Origin of the sequence: Anabaena sp. WA102 (genome assembly GCF_001277295.1) — a bacterium.
GTDB lineage: Bacteria > Cyanobacteriota > Cyanobacteriia > Cyanobacteriales > Nostocaceae > Dolichospermum > Dolichospermum heterosporum.
The window spans coordinates 2,644,343-2,663,717 of record NZ_CP011456.1 but is presented as its reverse complement, the minus strand read 5'-3'; the positions used below and the strand labels follow the sequence as shown (position 1 = coordinate 2,663,717).

At 39.4% G+C, this 19,375-nt stretch carries 13 protein-coding genes and 2 pseudogenes; 8 read left to right on the top strand and 7 right to left on the bottom strand.

Annotated features, from left to right (window positions below; translation table 11 throughout):
* Window positions 1-198: 198 nt before the first annotated feature.
* On the bottom strand, window positions 199-927 hold the full coding sequence (rpaB, locus tag AA650_RS11445; protein WP_015079764.1) for a response regulator transcription factor RpaB: 729 nt from the start codon (window positions 925-927) through the stop codon (window positions 199-201).
* A 170-nt stretch (window positions 928-1,097) separates the two neighbouring features.
* On the opposite strand from rpaB, the gene radA reads away from it, so the two are divergent.
* Window positions 1,098-2,636 (top strand): DNA repair protein RadA, encoded by a 1,539-nt coding sequence (radA, locus tag AA650_RS11440; protein ID WP_053539114.1) that lies wholly within the window; start codon window positions 1,098-1,100, stop codon window positions 2,634-2,636.
* Between the two features lie 67 nt (window positions 2,637-2,703).
* Here the strand turns inward: radA and radC are convergent, their stop codons facing one another.
* Window positions 2,704-3,435 carry a RadC family protein gene (gene radC, locus AA650_RS11435; RefSeq protein ID WP_053541262.1) on the bottom strand — a complete coding sequence of 244 codons (732 nt, stop codon included), beginning with the start codon at window positions 3,433-3,435 and terminating at the stop codon, window positions 2,704-2,706.
* A 246-nt stretch (window positions 3,436-3,681) separates the two neighbouring features.
* The gene (locus AA650_RS11430) at window positions 3,682-4,620 is read right to left on the bottom strand and encodes a phosphoribulokinase (RefSeq protein ID WP_053539113.1); all 939 of its coding nucleotides are present in this window, start codon (window positions 4,618-4,620) and stop codon (window positions 3,682-3,684) included.
* A 902-nt stretch (window positions 4,621-5,522) separates the two neighbouring features.
* Between AA650_RS11430 and AA650_RS11425 the strand changes: the two genes are divergently transcribed.
* The 3 genes from AA650_RS11425 to AA650_RS11415 all read left to right on the top strand — a co-directional run bounded on the left by AA650_RS11425 (window position 5,523) and on the right by AA650_RS11415 (window position 9,908).
* Window positions 5,523-7,331 carry a bifunctional serine/threonine-protein kinase/formylglycine-generating enzyme family protein gene (locus AA650_RS11425; RefSeq protein WP_053539112.1) on the top strand — a complete coding sequence of 603 codons (1,809 nt, stop codon included), beginning with the start codon at window positions 5,523-5,525 and terminating at the stop codon, window positions 7,329-7,331.
* Window positions 7,332-8,806: 1,475 nt separating this feature from the next.
* Window positions 8,807-9,469: a class I SAM-dependent methyltransferase gene (locus tag AA650_RS11420; protein WP_053539111.1), complete on the top strand. Its 663-nt coding sequence runs from the start codon at window positions 8,807-8,809 to the stop codon at window positions 9,467-9,469.
* A gap of 13 nt (window positions 9,470-9,482) precedes the next feature.
* The gene (locus AA650_RS11415; protein WP_053539110.1) at window positions 9,483-9,908 is read left to right on the top strand and encodes a DUF29 family protein; all 426 of its coding nucleotides are present in this window, start codon (window positions 9,483-9,485) and stop codon (window positions 9,906-9,908) included.
* A gap of 232 nt (window positions 9,909-10,140) precedes the next feature.
* Here AA650_RS11415 and AA650_RS11410 read toward each other — a convergent pair whose 3' ends face one another.
* From AA650_RS11410 to lepA, 3 genes are all read right to left on the bottom strand, one after another.
* The gene (locus AA650_RS11410; RefSeq protein ID WP_053539109.1) at window positions 10,141-11,490 is read right to left on the bottom strand and encodes a (Fe-S)-binding protein; all 1,350 of its coding nucleotides are present in this window, start codon (window positions 11,488-11,490) and stop codon (window positions 10,141-10,143) included.
* Between the two features lie 64 nt (window positions 11,491-11,554).
* On the bottom strand, window positions 11,555-12,841 hold the full coding sequence (locus tag AA650_RS11405; protein ID WP_053539108.1) for an FAD-binding oxidoreductase: 1,287 nt from the start codon (window positions 12,839-12,841) through the stop codon (window positions 11,555-11,557).
* A gap of 107 nt (window positions 12,842-12,948) precedes the next feature.
* Window positions 12,949-14,760, bottom strand: a complete 1,812-nt coding sequence (gene lepA / locus AA650_RS11400; RefSeq protein ID WP_053539107.1) for a translation elongation factor 4 — start codon at window positions 14,758-14,760, stop codon at window positions 12,949-12,951.
* A gap of 298 nt (window positions 14,761-15,058) precedes the next feature.
* On the opposite strand from lepA, the gene AA650_RS11395 reads away from it, so the two are divergent.
* From AA650_RS11395 to AA650_RS11385, 3 genes and pseudogenes are all read left to right on the top strand, one after another.
* Complete coding sequence (locus AA650_RS11395; protein WP_053539106.1) at window positions 15,059-15,295, top strand: hypothetical protein; 237 nt, start codon at window positions 15,059-15,061, stop codon at window positions 15,293-15,295.
* A 174-nt stretch (window positions 15,296-15,469) separates the two neighbouring features.
* Complete coding sequence (locus tag AA650_RS11390; protein WP_053539105.1) at window positions 15,470-15,679, top strand: hypothetical protein; 210 nt, start codon at window positions 15,470-15,472, stop codon at window positions 15,677-15,679.
* Between the two features lie 388 nt (window positions 15,680-16,067).
* Window positions 16,068-17,567 (top strand): annotated as a pseudogene (locus tag AA650_RS11385) (ATP-binding protein); the annotation flags it as partial.
* 23 nt (window positions 17,568-17,590) lie between these two features.
* Here AA650_RS11385 and AA650_RS11380 read toward each other — a convergent pair.
* A complete protein-coding gene (locus AA650_RS11380) occupies window positions 17,591-17,839 on the bottom strand; it encodes a TIGR02450 family Trp-rich protein (protein ID WP_027400712.1) in 249 nt (82 codons plus the stop codon).
* Between the two features lie 646 nt (window positions 17,840-18,485).
* Between AA650_RS11380 and bchL the strand changes: the two are divergent.
* A pseudogene (bchL, locus tag AA650_RS11375) lies at window positions 18,486-19,353 on the top strand (ferredoxin:protochlorophyllide reductase (ATP-dependent) iron-sulfur ATP-binding protein).
* The last annotated feature ends 22 nt before the right edge of the window (window positions 19,354-19,375 follow it).

Below are 19,375 nucleotides of genomic sequence, written 5' to 3'. Positions count from 1 at the left end.
CAGTTGTTAGTTGTCAGTTGTCAGTTGTCAGTTGTCAGTTGTCAGTTGTCAGTTGTCATTGGCAAAATTCTTTCTCCCCTACTTCCCCCACTTCCCCCACTCCCCCCACTTCCCCCACTTCCCCCACTCCCCCCACTCCCCCCACTCCCCCCACTCCCCTGCCCCCTGCCCCCCGCTCCCTGCCCCCTGCCCCCCTGCCTACTCTTCTCCCGGTTCTAGGATGCGTTGGAAAAGATAACCAGTACCTCTAGCGGTGAGAATTAGTTCAGGGTTGCTGGGATCATCTTCTAATTTTGCCCGTAATCGGGAAATATGTACATCCACAACGCGAGTATCTACATGGCGTTCAGGAGTATATCCCCATACCTCTTGCAGAATTTCTGAACGGGAAAAAGCTTCACCAGAACGACTGACTAACAATTCTAATAAGCTAAATTCCATCCCGGTTAAGCGAATCCGCTCATCACCTTTATAAACTTGACGCTTATTTGTATCAATTTTGATGGTGCTGACATGAATTACCCCGGAACTAGGAATACCGTTTGCACCTGTTTTGTCTACTCGTCGCAATACTGAACGAATCCGCGCTTCTAGTTCTTTGGGTGAGAATGGTTTAACGACATAATCATCAGCACCTAATTCTAACCCGGTGATGCGATCTGCGACATCTCCCAAGGCGGTGAGCATAATAATAGGGACATCCGATTCTTTGCGTAATTCTTGACAAACGCCATAACCATCGAGTTTTGGCATCATTACATCTAAAACTACCAGGTCTGGTTCAGCTTTGCGAAATATTTCTAAAGCTTCCTCTCCGTCTCCTGCTGTCACCACATCGTAGCCAATCATGGAAAGGCGTGTTTCCAAAATCCGACGAATGCTGGCTTCGTCGTCTACTACTAGGATTTTTTCTTTATGACTTTCCAAGTTTTGTCATGCTCCTTAACTAAAATTTTTCATGATTAATTTTAAATATCATAATATTAAGATATCATTACATGAATTGATTTGGAAAAAGCTCTAACTATTACTACGATTAAATTTCGGTTTTTTCCAAGAATTAATGAAAAATTAAGATTATTATCTAAAATTTAAGCATGGCAAAGCCAAAAACCATTTATATCTGTAGTAATTGTGCAGCGGAATTCTCCCAATGGTTCGGAAAATGTTCAAATTGTGACACTTACGATTCTTTAGTTGAGCAGAATATTAGCTCTTTTCTGGGGGATATACCTGGCCGGGGTGGTGTGGGAAATTGGCAAGCTGGAGGTCATAGTAAATCTCACAATAAACCAGCTAAAGCTAGATCATCTCTGACTTTTGACCAAATTAGCGATCGCCAAATTGCTCGTTGGGAGTCCGGTTATGGCGAATTAGATCGAGTTTTAGGCGGTGGTGTTGTTCCCGGTTCAATGGTATTAATTGGTGGTGATCCTGGCATTGGTAAATCTACTTTACTACTACAAGTATCTAACCAATTAGCACAAAAATATCGTATTCTCTATATTACTGGAGAAGAGTCTGGACAACAAGTAAAATTGCGTGCTTCTCGCTTGGGAATGTCCAAACCTCCTCTTGTCGTCACAGAAGATCATCAAAATAAAGATCCGGAAGCACCAGTGACAAATCCTCAACAACCTATAGATCCTGACAGTATAGGTGCGGATTTATATATATTACCAGAAACGGATTTAGAAGAAATTTTACGAGAAATAGACTCCTTAAAGCCAAATGTGGCGGTAATAGATAGTATTCAAACCGTATTTTTACCAGCTTTGACATCAGCGCCGGGTTCAGTGGCTCAAGTCAGGGAATGTACCGCAGCCTTGATGAAGGTGGCAAAACATGAAGATATTACGATGTTAATTGTTGGTCATGTTACCAAAGAAGGCACGATTGCCGGACCGAGAGTATTAGAACACTTAGTTGATACTGTATTGTATTTTGAAGGCGATCGCTTTGCCTCCCATCGCCTATTAAGAACTGTAAAAAACCGTTTCGGAGCAACACACGAAATTGGTATATTTGAAATGGTGTCTCAAGGATTAAGAGAAGTTGATAATCCTTCTGAACTATTTTTAGGCAATCGTGATGATCCGGCTCCAGGTACAGCGATTGTAGTGGCTTGTGAAGGAACAAGACCCATAGTAGTGGAGTTACAAGCTTTAGTTAGCCCTACTAGTTATCCCTCCCCTCGCCGAGCAGGTACAGGCATAGATTATAATCGGTTAGTGCAAATACTCGCCGTATTAGAAAAGCGTGTGGGTATTCCTATGTCCAAATTAGATTCCTATGTTGCTTCTGCGGGGGGATTAAATGTAGAAGAACCAGCAGTAGATTTAGGAATTGCCGTTGCCATAGTTGCCAGTTTCCGCGATCGCATTGTTGATCCTGGTACAGTCTTAATTGGAGAAGTAGGATTAGGGGGACAAGTGCGATCGGTTTCCCAAATGGAACTACGATTAAAGGAAGCAGCAAAACTGGGATTTAAAAGAGCGATCGTTCCTAAAGGCACAAAATTTCCTGAAATTGGTATAGAGATATTACCAGTAGGTAAAGTCATAGATGCAATTATCGCGGCTGTTCCTCATCAGGAGTTGACAGAGGAAGATTTAGAACCTGATGGGGATGAATAACCGTTCTAAAAACCCCAATGCACGCACAGAGAAAGCACTAGGAGACGTAGAAAAAAAGGTAGAAATATCAATCAATTTGCGGACAATCATCCCATAAAGTTGTAATTTCTCGTAAACTCTGATGAGTGCCATTACCTAAGATTAAATGATCTAAAATGGAAATAGCTAACAGTTCTGCCCCGGCTAATAATTGACGAGTCAATTCGATATCTGCTTCACTGGGTTCTAAACTGCCAGAAGGGTGATTATGGGCAACTATTACTCTTGTAGCACCTTGACGAATGACTTCTCGGAAAATATCACGGGGGGAGGCTAACGTTTCCGTCGCCGTCCCAATTGTAATCACTTTTGTGCCTAATAACTTATTTTTCACATCCAATAATAATACGGCAAATCTTTCTTGATTTTGCCACATCAAGTCTTGACTCAGCACCGCAGCCGCAGCAATGGGACTATCAATCACTGTTCCGTCGGAAGGACGAGATAAAAAAGTCCGTTTACCCAATTCAATTGCAGCGAGGATAGTTGTCGCTTTTGCTGGTCCCACACCGGGAATTTCCATTAATTCAGCGGGGGAGACATTTCGTAAAGCAGCTAAGGGGTCACACTGACCTTTACCCAATTGCTGTAATATATATTGCCCTAAACCAACTGCGGATAATTTACCAGGGCCTTGTCCAGTACCCAGCAAAATAGCGATTAATTCCGCTGTAGCTAAAATCTTCGGTCCGTGAGTCATTAACCTTTCACGGGGGCGTTCATTTTCCGGTAAGTCGGCTATTCTCAGGCAATAAGTCATACCAATTGGGAATTTTGAATTGGGAATAATTGTCATAGCATTCAGCTATCAGCTATCAGCGAAAAGCAGAAATAGCAAATAGCAAAGAAGAGGAGGTATTCATTTAATTACCTGTATTTCAGATTTTCAGGCTGATTGCTGAGGACTGGGGGCTGAATGCTAACTCATTATTTATCCCTTATTTTTGGACACAATTATTCCTTTTTGACAATATCTTTAATTTTTGTAGATACTACCCGGAATTACTTACTGGTAAATTTGCGTAGCTTTGAGCATATGGTAGGTAATAATTAACTGAGTCAGGGCGAGAGGATAACTTTGCAGTGTTTCTCCAGTTGTACCTGCAATTTTACCCAATTCTGGATTACTTTCCCGATCGCACACATTATTTAAATACGGCATATCATTACACATAATCCGTTCGATTTTATTCACCTGTTCCAAAGTTGCATGACCGTCAACCTCTAAAACATCCACCGGTTTTCCCATATCTCTATCTAGTCCTAAGCGGATAGCTGATTGGGAATCACTACGACCAGCGTGAATAATTTCCGTAAAATCAGGGTGGGGAATCGAAGGACGCAGCACCAAGCGCACATTTAAACGTCCATTGGTGTTATCAATTTCATCACTGGGAGGATAGAAACTGACCACAATATCCGACCATTGCCGCTGAGGACGGATATACTTTTCTGAATCTGGTTCACGCTTGTCTAACTCCGCTAATACCTGTTCTGGAGTATAACCGCGCTTTTGAGTATCCCGTTTCACCTTCCAATCAGCGCGAAGTGGTTCAGGAGGGGCAAGATAGACTTTAACATCATAAGCATCACGGGCTACACGGGTAGAATAACCTAGTAACCCTTCAATAATCACAAATTTACTGGGTTTGATATATTGCGGTGGTTCAAAAGTCCCTGTAGAGTGGCTGTAAACCGGCTTCAGAATCGCCTGTCCTGTCCGTAGCAGCGATAAATGTTGCTGCATGATATCCAGATAGTTACAATCAGGATGGAGTGCCGTAATGCCGATTTCTGCCCGTTGTGTGCGATCGTAACGGTGGTAATCGTCTGTACATATAATAGTCACATTTTCAGGACCGAGTACCTGAGCAATCCCTCTAGTCAGAGTTGTTTTCCCAGCAGCACTATCACCAACAATACCCAGAATAATTGGACGGCTCATGAATACCTCCTCTGACGCGAGTAAGTTTATAGAATAATCTTCAATTTTAGAGGGCGAATAAGCACTTTCTTCAGAAAATTATATCTTTGCAACATCTCTACATAAACTCCCTGGATTTGGTGTCATGGGATGATTTTTTGCACGCAGAGGCGCAGAGGCGCAGAGATTTAGAACCGCCATAGATGTTAAGTAATGAGACGGAATTAATTACACAACTGATTTTCCTGTTCTTTTCAACCACCAACATAATTATTTTCCTCTTTATCCTGTTAATCCTCAAATCCCGGACATCCTGATTCAGACAATCAAGACTTGACAAAACTCAAAGACTAAGCTATATTTATGTTATGGGTGGAAAAGTGTGCGCCCATATATATAGACTTTTCAACCACCAACATAATTATTTTCCTCTTTATCCTGTTAATCCTCAAATCCCGGACATCCTGATTCAGACAATCAAGACTTGACAAATCTCAAAGACTAAGCTATATTTATGTTATGGGTGGAAAAGTGTGCGCCCATATATATAGGCTTTTCAACCACCAACATAATTATTTTCCTCTTTATCCTGAAAATCCTCAAATCCCGGACATCCTGATTCAGACAATCAAGACTTGACAAATCTCAAAGACTAAGCTATATTTATGTTATGGGTGGAAAAGTGTGCGCCCATATATAGACTTTTCAACCACCAATATAATTATTTTCCTCTTTATCCTGAAATCCTGGACATCCTGATTCAGACAATCAAGACTTGACAAAGCTCAAAGCTTGAGTTATCCTTATGTTATGAGTGGAAAAGTGTGCGCCCATATATATAGACTTTTCAACCACCAATATAATTATTTTCCTCTTTATCCTGTAAATCCTCAAATCCTGATTCAGACAATTTAAATTTTATTATGGCTTATTTTACCCCAGGGCAACTACTCAAAAAAGGACAATACGAAATTATTGACACCCTGGGACAGGGAGGATTTGGTATTACCTATTTAGCGCAAGATCATAGACGCAAAAAAGAAGTAGCTATCAAATGCCTCAACGTCTCCTTTTTGAAACAACGCTATCGAGATAAATATGGGAATACAGAAGGTTTTGGAGAATTTTTAGCCCAAGAACAGGACAAGTTTAACACCGAAGCGATGGTGTTAGCTACCTTTGATCATCCTCACATTGTCAAAGTGTATCCTGAACTGTTTCAAGAAAATGGTTTATCTTGTATGGTGATGGAATATGTCAAAGGCAAAAATTTAGAACAATATTTATACGCGAATGGTGTTTTTAGTGAAAGTGCGGGTTTAGAAATTATTAAAGGAATTGGAGAGGCTTTAAGTTATATTCATAGTCGTAATTATCTGCACCGAGATATTAAACCTGCGAATATTTTACTAAGAGAAGAAGACAATAAAGCCATATTAATTGATTTTGGTTTAGCCAGAGAAGTCAATTTTGCCGAATTGATGAGTTTAACAAATGCCAAAACTCCGGTTTTTGCACCACCTGAACAATTTGAAAATAGAAGTAATTTCACTCCGGCTTTAGATATTTATGCTTTAGCTGCGACATTATATGTAATTATCGCCGTTCATGAACCTCCTTTCATTCCTCTGCCTAGTCCTTATCTCAATGCTAAGATCATGTTAGACATGAAAATGGCGATTGAACCACCGCAAAAATACAATTCTCAAATTAGTCAAAAGGTAAATGATGCTATTCTCAAGGGAATGGAGTTAGATTATCAAAACCGTCCTCAGTCTATTACAGAATGGTTTAAATATTTAGGTATTCAAACAAATAAAAAACCTAACCCCCCTAACCCCCCTTCCCTACAAGAGAAGGGGGATATTAAAGCCTCTCTCCTTGTAGGAGAGAGGTTGGGAGAGAGGTTTTTAACTAACCTGAAAACTTTCACTTTTGAAGTTGTCACAACGAACGCAAAAGGAAGCATTATCAACCGACGCAACCACTCAGCAAATTACTTTGTGGAAGATTTAGGAAATGGGGTGAAGTTGGAAATGGTGGAAATACCCGCAGGAACATTTTACATGGGTTCACCGACATATGAAATGGGAAGATCCGATGATGAAGGTCCCCAACATCAAGTTAATGTTCCCAGCTTCTTTATTGGTAAATATCCTTTGACTCAAGCACAATATCAAGCTATCATAGGAAACAACCCTGCTCATTTCAAAGGTAATAATCGCCCTGTTGAATGTGTGAGTTGGAAAAATGCGGTTAATTTTTGTCAAAAGTTAAGCCAAAAAACAGGTAAAAACTATAAGTTGCCCAGTGAGGCACAATGGGAGTATGCTTGTAGGGCGGGAACAACCACACCTTTTTATTTTGGTGAAAGTATTACCCCATATTTGGTAAACTATGATGGCAGGTATGCCTACGCTAACGCACCAACAGGGCAATATCGAGAACAAACCACAGATGTAGGAACTTTTCCCCCTAATGCTTTTGGTTTATACGATATGCACGGAAATGTGTGGGAATGGTGCGAAGATGACTGGAATGAAAATTATATAAACGCGCCTATAAATGGCAGTGCTTTGATTAGTCGAAGCGATAAAAAGACGCTGCGCGGTGGTTCGTGGTACAACGATCCTGATGATTGCCGTTCTGCTTGTCGCGCCACCTACCGCCTCGTCAGCGACTACAACGCTTTTGGTTTTCGGGTTGTATGTAGTGGTGCGGCGAGGACTTAGTTGCCCTTTATACTCTTGCTCTTTCGCCCTCTGCTCTTTTTTCTTTTCCCTTGTCTCGCAGTTAGGCGGAATTCTTTTTGGATAAATACTGGATGTGGAAGCCATATATATATGGGCGCATACTTTTCCACCTATAACATAAGCATAGTCGAAACTGAGAACTTTGTCAAGGTCTGAATCAGGATATCCAGGATTTGAGGATTTTCAGGATGTTGTTTAATGATTGTTTGTGGGATTTTGGGATTTTTCAGGATGTTGTTTAATGATTGTTTGTGGGGATTTTGGAGATGATTTTGTCTGAATCAGGATTTTCAGGATTTCAGGATTTCAGGATTTACAGGATGTTGTTGGATGATTGTTTGTGGGAAGTTGGGATTTTTCAGGATGTTGTTTAATGATTGTTTGTGGGAAGTTGGGATTTTTCAGGATGTTGTTTAATGATTGTTTGTGGGGATTTTGGAGATGATTTTGTCTGAATCAGGATTTTCAGGATTTTCAGGATGGGTAATTGGTAATTGCGAAAATGCTGTAAACTAACCATCTAAAGAAGAGCATAAAACAACATCTTTAAAATATCCCAACTTCCAAAAATCCCCACTTCCTCAAAAACAATCTTTCCATCACATCCTGTAAATCCTCAAATCCTGGATATCCTGATTCAGACTAAAAAAATCACCACTTCCCAAAAACAATCTTTAAATCACATCCTGAAAATCCTCAAATCCTGAACATCCTGATTCAGACTAAAAAAATCACCACTTCCTCAAAAACAATCTTTAAATCACATCCTGAAAATCCTCAAATCCTGAACATCCTGATTCAGACTAAAAAAATCACCACTTCCTCAAAAACAATCTTTAAATCACATCCTGAAAATCCTCAAATCCTGAACATCCTGATTCAGACAAAAAAATCACCACTTCCCAAAAACAATCTTTAAATCACATCCTGAAAATCCTCAAATCCTGAACATCCTGATTCAGACAAAAAAATCACAACTTCCTCAAAAACAATCTTTAAATCACATCCTGAAAATCCTCAAATCCTGAACATCCTGATTCAGACAAAAAAATCACAACTTCCTCAAAAACAATCTTTAAATCACATCCTGAAAATCCTCAAATCCTGAACATCCTGATTCAGACAAAAAAATCACCACTTCCCAAAAACAATCTTTAAATCACATCCTGAAAATCCTCAAATCCTGAACATCCTGATTCAGACAAAAAAATCACCACTTCCCAAAAACAATCTTTAAATCACATCCTGAAAATCCTCAAATCCTGAACATCCTGATTCAGACAAAAAAATCACAACTTCCTCAAAAACAATCTTTAAATCACATCCTGAAAATCCTCAAATCCTGAACATCCTGATTCAGGATTAAAAGAGGATTTGGGGGTTGACATTTGATTTTAAATTTGTTATCATAAAATCGATAAGGAAGAACTATCATAAAATAATTAATATAAATCATGTCAAAACAGACTCTGGGTTTAGAACAAAACCTGTATGATTATTTGCTTTCAATTTCCCTCCGCGAACCAGCTATTTTAACCCAACTGCGTCAAGAAACTGCTGAAATGCCCAGGTCTATCATGCAAATAGCTCCTGAACAGGGACAATTTATGGCATTATTAATTAAGTTAATAGGAGCAAAAAAAACCTTAGAAGTTGGTGTATTTACTGGCTATAGTTCCTTAGTAGTAGCTTTGGCTTTACCCGCAGATGGTAAAATAGTCGCCTGTGATGTTAGTGAAGAGTATACCAGTGTAGCTCGACGTTATTGGCAAGAAGCGGGAGTCGCTGATAAAATTGATTTGCATATTGCCCCAGCTTTGGAAACATTAGATAAGTTATTAGTGATAGGGGAAGCGGGAACATTTGATTTTGCCTTTATTGATGCTGATAAAGGTAACTATAATAATTATTATGAGCAATGTCTTGAATTAATTCGTCCCGGTGGACTAATTGCCATTGATAATGTGTTGTGGTCAGGTAAAGTTGCAGAAACAGAAATACAGGATAATCAAACTAATAAAATTCGGGCTTTAAACCGCAAATTACATGAAGATTCCCGCATTACCTTGAGTTTAGTTCCCATAGCCGACGGATTAACCTTAGCGATGAAAAATTAGGAAAATCAACCACATGGAAGAACTACTTACACTCAAAGAACTCCTGCACCAAGGCAATATCACGGAAGCCTTGTTAATTGTCGAAGAATTAGAAGAAATGAGCAAATCTGATAAACTGAATAAAATATTTAGCTATGGCATCATTTTACTTCTACACCTAATTAAACAAGCTGCTGAAAACCGCACCACTAGGTCTTGGAATTTTTCTATTCGCAATTCTGTCAAACAAATTCAACGCAGTAATTCCCGTGAAAAAGCGAAAGGAACTTACATGAGTGAAACAGAATTAGCAGAAACCCTAGAAGATGCTTATGATTTAGCCTTAGAAAAAGCAGCAATTGAAGCTTTTGAAGGTCAACATGAAGCAGAAGAATTAAGCAAATTAGTCCAACAAGAAGAGATCATAAAAAAGGCAATGAACTTAATTTGGGAACGATAAATAAGATCCCCGACTTCTTTTTTATCTTGTTAGGACTTACGCAAGATTCATGGAATAACGAACCACAGAGGCACAGAGGTCACAGAGAAATGAGGATTTGAAAGATATTTCGCGTAAGTCGTGCTTGTAAATAAATTATAAATTGAAATAAGATACCCGACTTCTTTTTTTATCTTGTATAAATAAATTATAAATTGATCTCAGAAGTCGGGTATCTGGATGTTATATTTTTCTAGATATCCAACTTATCACCCCGAATAGCATAATCTAATAATTCCATAGGGTGCATCACAGAAATAGTTTTACCTTGTAAATATTTACTAATCTGCAAACTACAACCAGGGTTAGGGGAAGCAATTAAATCAGCACCAGTATTTAATAAATTCTGGGCTTTTTGTTTACCTAATTCTTCCGCAACTTCCGGTTGCAACATATTATAAACCCCCGCGCTACCACAACATAAAGCCGCGTCTATGGGTTCTTTCAAAGTCACACCGGGAATTTGTTTTAACAGTTGACGAGGTTGGACACTAATTTTTTGACCATGTAATAAATGACAAGCATCTTGATAAACTAAATTGATATTTTTGTCAGTCAAAGGTGAAAGTTTAGCCGTTAAACCCACATTAGCTAAAAACTCCTGTGAATCCTTAACTTTTGCCGCAAATATTTTTGCTTTTTCTGCATATTCTGGATCATCTGCTAAAATATGACCATATTCCTTCAAAGTATGACCACAACCAGCAGCATTGATAATCACAAAATCCACATTAGTATCAGCAAAACTATCAATCATTTGTCTGGCTAAAGTTTTCGCTTGTTCAGTTTGTCCTTGGTGTTCAGGAAGTGCAGCACAACAACCTTGAGACTTAGGAATTACCACTTCACAACCATTCGCTGTTAAAACCCTTACAGTTGCTTCATTGACACCAGAGAAAAACAGTCTTTGCACACATCCTAAAATTACACCCACGCGATATCTTTTTTCACCCTTAGCTGGGATGATATCTGGTAAATTATCCTGAAAAGACTTAAGAGTAATTTCCGGTAAAATAGATTCCATAGCTGCTAACCGGGGAGATATAGCCTTAATTAACCCAGTTGCTTGTAATACCTTAGAAATTCCTAACTTTTGATAAACTAATAAAGGAAAAAGTAAAATTCTTAAAAGATCAGGATTAGGAAACAGAGAAAAAATTAATTGTCGAACCAACTTATCAGGTAAACTGCGATTATAATTCCTCTCAACTTGATGTCTAGTAGCCGAAATCAACTTATCATACTGCACACCAGAAGGACAAGTAGAAACACAAGCTAGACAACCCAAACAAGAATCAAAATGTTCAACAGTAGCCGTATTGAGAGCAATTTCACCCTCATTAATAGCATCCATTAAATATATCCGTCCCCTGGGAGAATCCATCTCCTTACCTAATACCCGATAACTAGGACAAGTAGACAAACAAAAACCACAATGAACACAACTATCAATTAACTTTGCATCAGGTGGACAATTACCATCAAAACCCTTTAAATTCTTAATACTAGCAGTATTATTCACCGAACCTTCCGAAACTTGCATTTATATTTCTCCCCTCTTAACCTCTGTGACCTCTGTGCCTCTGTGGTTCGTTTTTAATTAAAACTTAAATCCCACCCACAAACCGACCAGGACTTAAAATAAAATTACCATCAAACTGTGTTTTAATTCCCCGCATTACTGCCAAAGCATTACCATTATACCCCCAAACATCAAACCTTTCCTTTAACTCAACAGGTGCAGATAAAATACTTAAAAAACCATAATTTGCTGCACATAAATTCCGCAAAGGCAAAATTTGATCTTTATTTTCTAAACGCACCAAACCCAAACCACTGCTAATATGAATTAAACCAATATCTATTTGATTGATAATCTCCACAGCCGCAGTTGGTAATACTCCTACTTTGCAGGTAATTGTAGATTCTGTCACATGAAAATGTATTTGTTCTGGTAATCGTTGCCATAAATTAATTTCCTGATTTCCCAAATAAATTACCCCCTGTAAACCTAACTTTTCGCCAATTGCTAAAAGTCGTTTTGACTGTTCTTGGACACTTTCATTAATACTTTGAAAGCGGGTAATTAAACCTATTCCTGTTCCCAAATCTAAATTAGTAACTAACTTACTTGATAATAAATCAACTTGAGTTGGTGTTAATTCCGAACTTTGTAAAGTTCTCACTGCTTGGGATATAGCTTCAGGTTTACCAGTTAATATTACTGTTCCCGAAGTTTCAGGAATGGGATAAACTCGAAAAGTGACTTGGCTGATAATTCCTAATGTCCCGTAAGCGCCAGTAAATAATTTCATTAAGTCGTAACCAGCGACATTTTTTACAACTCGTCCCCCAGCTTTAGCGATTTGTCCATCTGCGCGGATAAAAGTTATACCTAAAAGTTGGTCACGTACACAACCATAACGTTGACGCAGAGAACCTGTATCAGCAGTAGCAACGATACCGCCTATGGTAGCAGAATCAGGAAAAGCCGGATCAAGTGCTAAAAATTGGTGATGTTTAGCTAAAATCTCTTGAAGCTGGGCAAATTTCATCCCTGCTTCCACAGTGACAGTTAAATCACCAACTGCGTGTTCTATGAGTTGGTTAATGCGATCGCTGCTGACAATAATATCAATATTTTTAGCCAAACTACCCCAATTGATTTTACTACCACTACCACAAGTGAGAACGCGCCATTTATGACTGTTGGCAGTGGTGATAACGGCGGCTAATTCTGCTTGGCTATGGGGATAAATCACACAACTAGGCTGGCTTTTGGAGTCTATCCCTTGTTGGATATGATGCTGTTGGGTGGGGGTAAGATTTTCCCACGATATAATGGAGGTTTCAGGGCTGAGAATAGAAATTAAAGTAGATGCTATTGAATTCATTAGTCTATTTTTTATATCCTTCTTAATTAATTTAATATGAATTGTATTTCGCACAAAGGAACAAAGTCATAAAATTAGGGCGGGGAAACCCCACCCCTACGTGACAATTAGCCTTTATCTAGCCGCAATACAGCCATAAAAGCTTCCTGGGGTACATCTACTGTACCTATAGCTTTCATGCGTTTTTTTCCTTTGGCTTGCTTCTGCAATAGTTTCTTTTTGCGGCTGATGTCGCCACCGTAGCATTTAGCTAACACATCTTTTCGCATGGCGGGGATATGTTCACTGGCGATAACTTTTGCGCCAATGGAAGCTTGAATGGGGACTTTGAATTGATGACGGGGAATTAGTTCTTTGAGTTTTTCCGCCATTGATCTACCGACATTGTAGGCTTTATCTCTGTGAACGATCATGGCTAGGGAATCCACTGGATCACCGTTAATCATGATATCCAATTTTACTAAAGGATTTTCTCGGTAGCCAATCAGATGATATTCCATACTGGCGTAACCGCGAGAACGGGATTTCATTTGATCAAAAAAGTCGGTAACAACTTCGGCTAAAGGCAATTCATAAGTGAGTGTGGTCCGTCCTTGGGTGAGATATTTCATATCTTTGAAGATACCGCGACGGTTTTGAGACAACTCCATTAAAGAACCAACGTAGATTTCGGGAGTAATCATTTCTACTTTAACGTAGGGTTCTTCAATTCTGTCGCGCTCATTGGGGTTAGGTAAGCGGCTAGGATTATCAATGTACAGTTCTTCCCCTTTGATGGTGACGACTTTGTAAACCACTGAGGGGGCGGTAATGATTAAATCTAGGTTATACTCACGCTCTAAGCGTTCCTGGACGATTTCCATGTGCAGTAGTCCCAAAAACCCACAACGGAAACCAAAACCCATTGCACTGGAGGTTTCTGGCTCATACTGTAATGCGGCATCATTGAGTTCTAGTTTTTCTAAGGCTTCCCGCAAGTCTTCAAACTGATCTGCGTCTATGGGGAACATTCCACAAAATACCATGGGATTGGCTTCTGCGTAACCAGGTAAGGCTTCGGTGGCTTTGTTTTTGCATAGGGTAATGGTATCTCCTACTCTGGCATCAGCTACGGCTCTAATCGCTGCACCTAAATAACCTACTTCTCCGGCATGGAGTTCTTCAACTGGCTTTTGGGTGGGAGAGAGTACGCCTAGTTCATCAATGACATATTCTTTACCGGATGCCATTAAGTAGATGCGATCGCCTCTTTTGACAGTTCCATCCATGACCCGGAAATAAACAATTACACCCCGGTAACTATCATAGTAACTATCAAAAATCAGCGCTCGCAGGTTTTCATTTACAGTGTCAGCGGGTGGGGGAACTCGTTCGACAATTGTTTCTAAAATCTCAGCAATGCCAATTCCCTCTTTTGCTGAAGCCAAAATTGCACCACTGCAATCTAAACCAATAATTTCTTCAATTTCGCCAATTACTCGCTCTGGTTCTGCTCCTGGTAAATCAATTTTATTTAAAACCGGAATAATTTCTAGATTACTCTCTAGAGCTAAATACACATTGGCTAGGGTTTGCGCCTCTACGCCTTGGGACGCATCCACAACTAACAATGCCCCTTCACAAGCCACAAGGGAACGGGACACTTCATAGGAGAAGTCTACGTGACCAGGAGTATCAATTAAATTGAGAACGTACTGCTGACCATCCTTGGCAGTATAATTCATCCGGGCAGCTTGCAGCTTAATTGTAATGCCGCGCTCCCGTTCCAAATCCATGTTATCGAGAAACTGCTCTTTCATCTGTCTATCTTCTACAGTCCCAGTAGCCTGTAGCAAACGATCTGCGAGAGTGGATTTCCCGTGATCAATGTGAGCAATAATACAAAAGTTGCGAATGCGATCTGCGGGAACGTCAGTCATATACCATCTTTGCTCTAAAGCAAACCAAAGTGAAAGCTATTTACTTCATGTATTTTAACACAAACAGCAGAAGTCCAAGGAACAGGGAACAGGGAACAGGCAGGAAGCAAAAATTAATTACCCATTACCCATTACCTCTTCCCCGTTCTCTGCTATGACAACTTACGCTATTATTTAGAATCTATTTCTAGCTCCCAGTATTGATGACTCAGCAGTTTACAATTGGATAGACTCAATTATAAATATCATGACTGCTGAAAAACAGTTTCAATAAACCTATTTCAGAGTATTTAAACCCATGAATATGCAGGAACAACCCAACAGTGCAGATAAAAAACGCACTGAGAAGACAGAAATCGCTCTTAATCTAGATTCTGAATTGATAGAGCAAATTCAACATCTAACTAATGATCCCAGTAAGGTGATTGAGGTGGCTATCCGTCAATGGTTACGGGGTGATTTTAATAGAGATGATGAGTTAACACGTACCCCTCTACGAACACCTGTTCCCCCCCGTGGTGAATGGAATGATTAAACCGACTTGACAGGTATCAGCTAATAATAAGAAATGTAAAAATTAATCTCTTAAATGCCAGAAAAGTCAAAAATCTACCCTTGAAAAATGTAAAACCTGTAAAAGTTTATGCCAGAATTTAATTAGCTTTAGTATAAGTACGGTGGAAAGCTTTTTGTCTATCCAACTCGATTAATGACTATTAGTGGCAATAGCCAATTTCCGAATTTAATTTCTCAAAATCTGGAATCTAGTAATTTTATGAGCGATCGCTCATCAGCAACTCTGGGAGCAGAGTTAGTATATACTCAAGATGCCTCTGGACGCTATTTGACTTTTTATTGGCAACACAGCCAATACTTAGAGTGTGATCCCCAGAAGATAGTTGATGTCCTCAGTCAGTAACCCAGCCCTAAAGGGACTGGGCTTGCAAGAGTAATTAAGCAAGCCGTACTGACCAGACCACCCTGAGCGTTGTCGAAGGGTAGCCGTTATTTGAGTCACGACACCTCGGAATGCGAAGCTAGTTCCCCGCTCTGTCGCTTGTAATTAAACAGTTCTAAGGTCACTGGAACAGTGTTGCAAGCTCAAGCAAGCTCTTATAACAGGTCGTTCGCGCCAGCGTGCCGGAGGCATCTAGCTAACATTACCCCAGAAATGGGAGTTGGTTTCCAGGTTCCAATCAAAAATCTGGTTTCAATTTTAATATCCACAGCGGTTAAAACCGCTCGTGTCGTTTCCCTCTCAGGTCTAAAGACGCGCTCGTTTCCCACTTACCGGGTATTCTTATGAAAATGATAGCTTTGCTCCAGTAGATAAGGTTGTTTATCTAGAAAATTTACACCGGATTTTGAGCAGTTCTGTGCCGGAAAGGGTGAAATACTGGTTTAAATGCCCAAATATCGAATTATTAGAGTTGGAATTGACAATTACGCCGATTCTGCCGCAATTTGGTCAGCCCACAACTACAGTTTTGGTAATAGGTAGGTTGTTACCATCAAAAATTAATCCTCAAGATGTGAATCAGGCACTTAAACCGCCAACAGCGCTTGAGTTAGCTTTACGATTGCAGCGACATCAGAAGTTATTAAACAAAATCACCAGAAATATTCGTCGGACACTGGATTTAGATGTTATTTGGCAACAAACAGTTGATAGCTTGGGAAAAAGACTCAACCTAGAACGCTGTATTATTTGCCCTTATCAACCCGCTAATACCAAGGTTCAGGTAATTGCGGAGTATCATCAACCAGAGCAAATTTCTATTCTTGACTCAGAAATAGATATATCTTCTGAGCCGGCTTTTGCTCAAGCATTAGCGACTTTAGAGCCTGTGGTGATGGCAGTTTCATTTAATCACCAATCTCCACAGTCTCAATCTCTGGTTGTTGCGACTTGTTACAAAGACAAAGCTAATGGTTTAGCTGCTCTTAGTTTTGTTGATGAATGCCATCCACTAACACAAGCAGAATTAGAATTAGCCAGGGAAGTGGCAGATCAGTTAGGAACAGCGATCGCTCATGCTACTTTATATCAAGAACTAGAAGAATCCCGACAAAAAGCTGAAGAAGTTTCTCGCTTAAAAAGCGAATTTCTGGCTAATGTCTCCCACGAAATTCGGACTCCTCTCAATGGCATGATTGGCTTCTTAAAGCTAATTTTAGAAGGAGTTACAGATGATGCTCAAGAACAACATGAGTTTATTTTAGAAGCTCATGAATTATCTTTGCATCTGTTAAATATCCTCAATGATATTTTGGACTTTGCTAAAATTGAAGCAGGTAAAATGGAATTAGACTGTTCACCAGTCAATCTCAAAGAATTATTTGATGACGTTGAAGGCTTTACCCGTCAGCAAGCGGAGGTGAAAAATATTAGTTTTCACATGGAAATGCCTGCAATTTCTGATGCAATTATTGTTCAAGGCAACTATAAGAGATTATTACAAGTAATGCTAAATTTAGTAGGTAATGCTATTAAATTTACCCATGAAGGTGGTATTACTATCAGTGCTGATTTAATACCAAAAAAACACCCTACAACAGTCAAAGTTCGCGTTGTTGACACAGGTATTGGTGTTTCCTTAGATAAGCAAGATAAACTATTTCAATTATTTTCTCAAATTGATGGTTCTCGGACTCGTCACTATGGTGGTACAGGTTTAGGACTCACAATATCCCAAAAGCTCATAGAAGCAATGGGTGGTGAGGTACATTTTTATAGTCTAGGTGAGGGACTTGGTTCAACAGTGACTTTCACTGTGCCACTGTATCAACAACCATTGATGGTTTAGAAGAGGCAAGAGGCAAGAGGGAATTAATGGTTTTCGATAGAGTTTATTTCTTGTAAGGTTTGCCAACCAGCGTACCATTGGGAATTATCTTGTAATAATTTAGCATTTAACCAAAAGCGTACTTGAGGATCACAAGCTGCTACCATTTCCGCATATACCCATTTACCCTGATTTTTGCGGTTAACAACCTGAAAATGTCGCCAACCATCAACTTTTTTCTGTGCAGTCCATTTAGAACCCAGCAAGTAAGGAAATTTTTGTTTTTTAGTCATTTGTCAGTTGTCATTGGTTAAGAACTTTCTTATCTTCCCTGTTCCCTGTTCCCTGTTCCCTATTCCCTATTCCCTATTCCCTGTAAAGTTTTATATCAGATATTTTATAATTTAATAAATATTTACTAATCCAGGAACAATGGTAACAAAAAGGGAAGCGATCGCTCATAAAATTTCTTTATTGCCAATTTTACGCCTGAATCAGAATACCCGATTAACCTGATCCCCAAATCTCACCTTTATTTTCAACCGACCGTTGACAATGCTTTTCTGGTTGCACACACCGTAAATACCAGCAATATCGTCAAGGGTTACAAGAGTAAGCAAATATTATGGAATAAATAGATTTTTATATATGGATTTTTTTTGTCTTTTGAAACTATTTTTATAAAAACAAAAGATTAAAACTTTAAAAAATAGAATTTTTAGCCATTTAAGACTAATAAATGGCTTAATACTTTAGAAATAGAATATTTAATCACTTAAATAGCTGATATCAGCACCTTTCAGATTCTAGTCCCCTTTCCTTTCCAGAGAATTTGCACAATAATGACACTCAAGCACCTCACACATCCCCGAATCAATGTAGATACAGGCAAATGTTTGAGCTAAGAGTTTGTAAAGAAACTATAAGAGAGGTACAACAATGAAACTAGCAGTTTACGGAAAAGGTGGAATCGGCAAATCTACAACCAGTTGTAATATCTCTGTAGCTCTGGCTAAACGAGGTAAAAAGGTCTTACAAATTGGCTGTGATCCCAAACATGACAGCACCTTTACCCTGACTGGGTTTTTGATTCCCACCATTATTGATACCTTGCAAGAAAAAGATTATCACTACGAAGATGTTTGGCCAGAGGATGTAATTTACAAAGGTTATGGCGGTGTTGATTGCGTTGAAGCAGGTGGACCTCCAGCCGGTGCCGGTTGTGGTGGCTATGTAGTTGGGGAAACAGTCAAATTATTAAAAGAACTTAATGCTTTTGATGAATACGATGTAATTTTATTTGATGTCCTTGGTGACGTTGTTTGTGGTGGCTTTGGCCGCACCGTTAAATTATGCAGATTATTGCCTAATTGTTACAGATAATGGTTTTGATGCTCTATTTGCAGCCAACCGGATTGCTGCTTCCGTTCGGGAAAAAGCTCGGACTCACCCCTTGCGTTTGGCAGGATTAATCGGTAATCGTACCTCCAAGCGGGATTTAATTGATAAATATATAGAAGCCGTGCCTATGCCTGTTTTAGAGGTATTACCTTTAATTGAAGATATCCGCGTTTCCCGCGTCAAAGGCAAAACTTTATTTGAAATGGCAGAGTCAGATCCTTCTCTAAGCTACGTTTGCGACTACTACCTGAATATTGCTGATCAAATTCTCGCTCAACCCGAAGGTGTCGTTCCCAACGACTCTCCTGATCGTGAACTTTTTTCTCTATTGTCAGATTTTTATCTCAATCCAGTAAAAGTTAAAGCCACAAATGCTGAAGAGGAATTAGACTTGATGATTGTATAAAACATTTTACCTCTCAGGATGG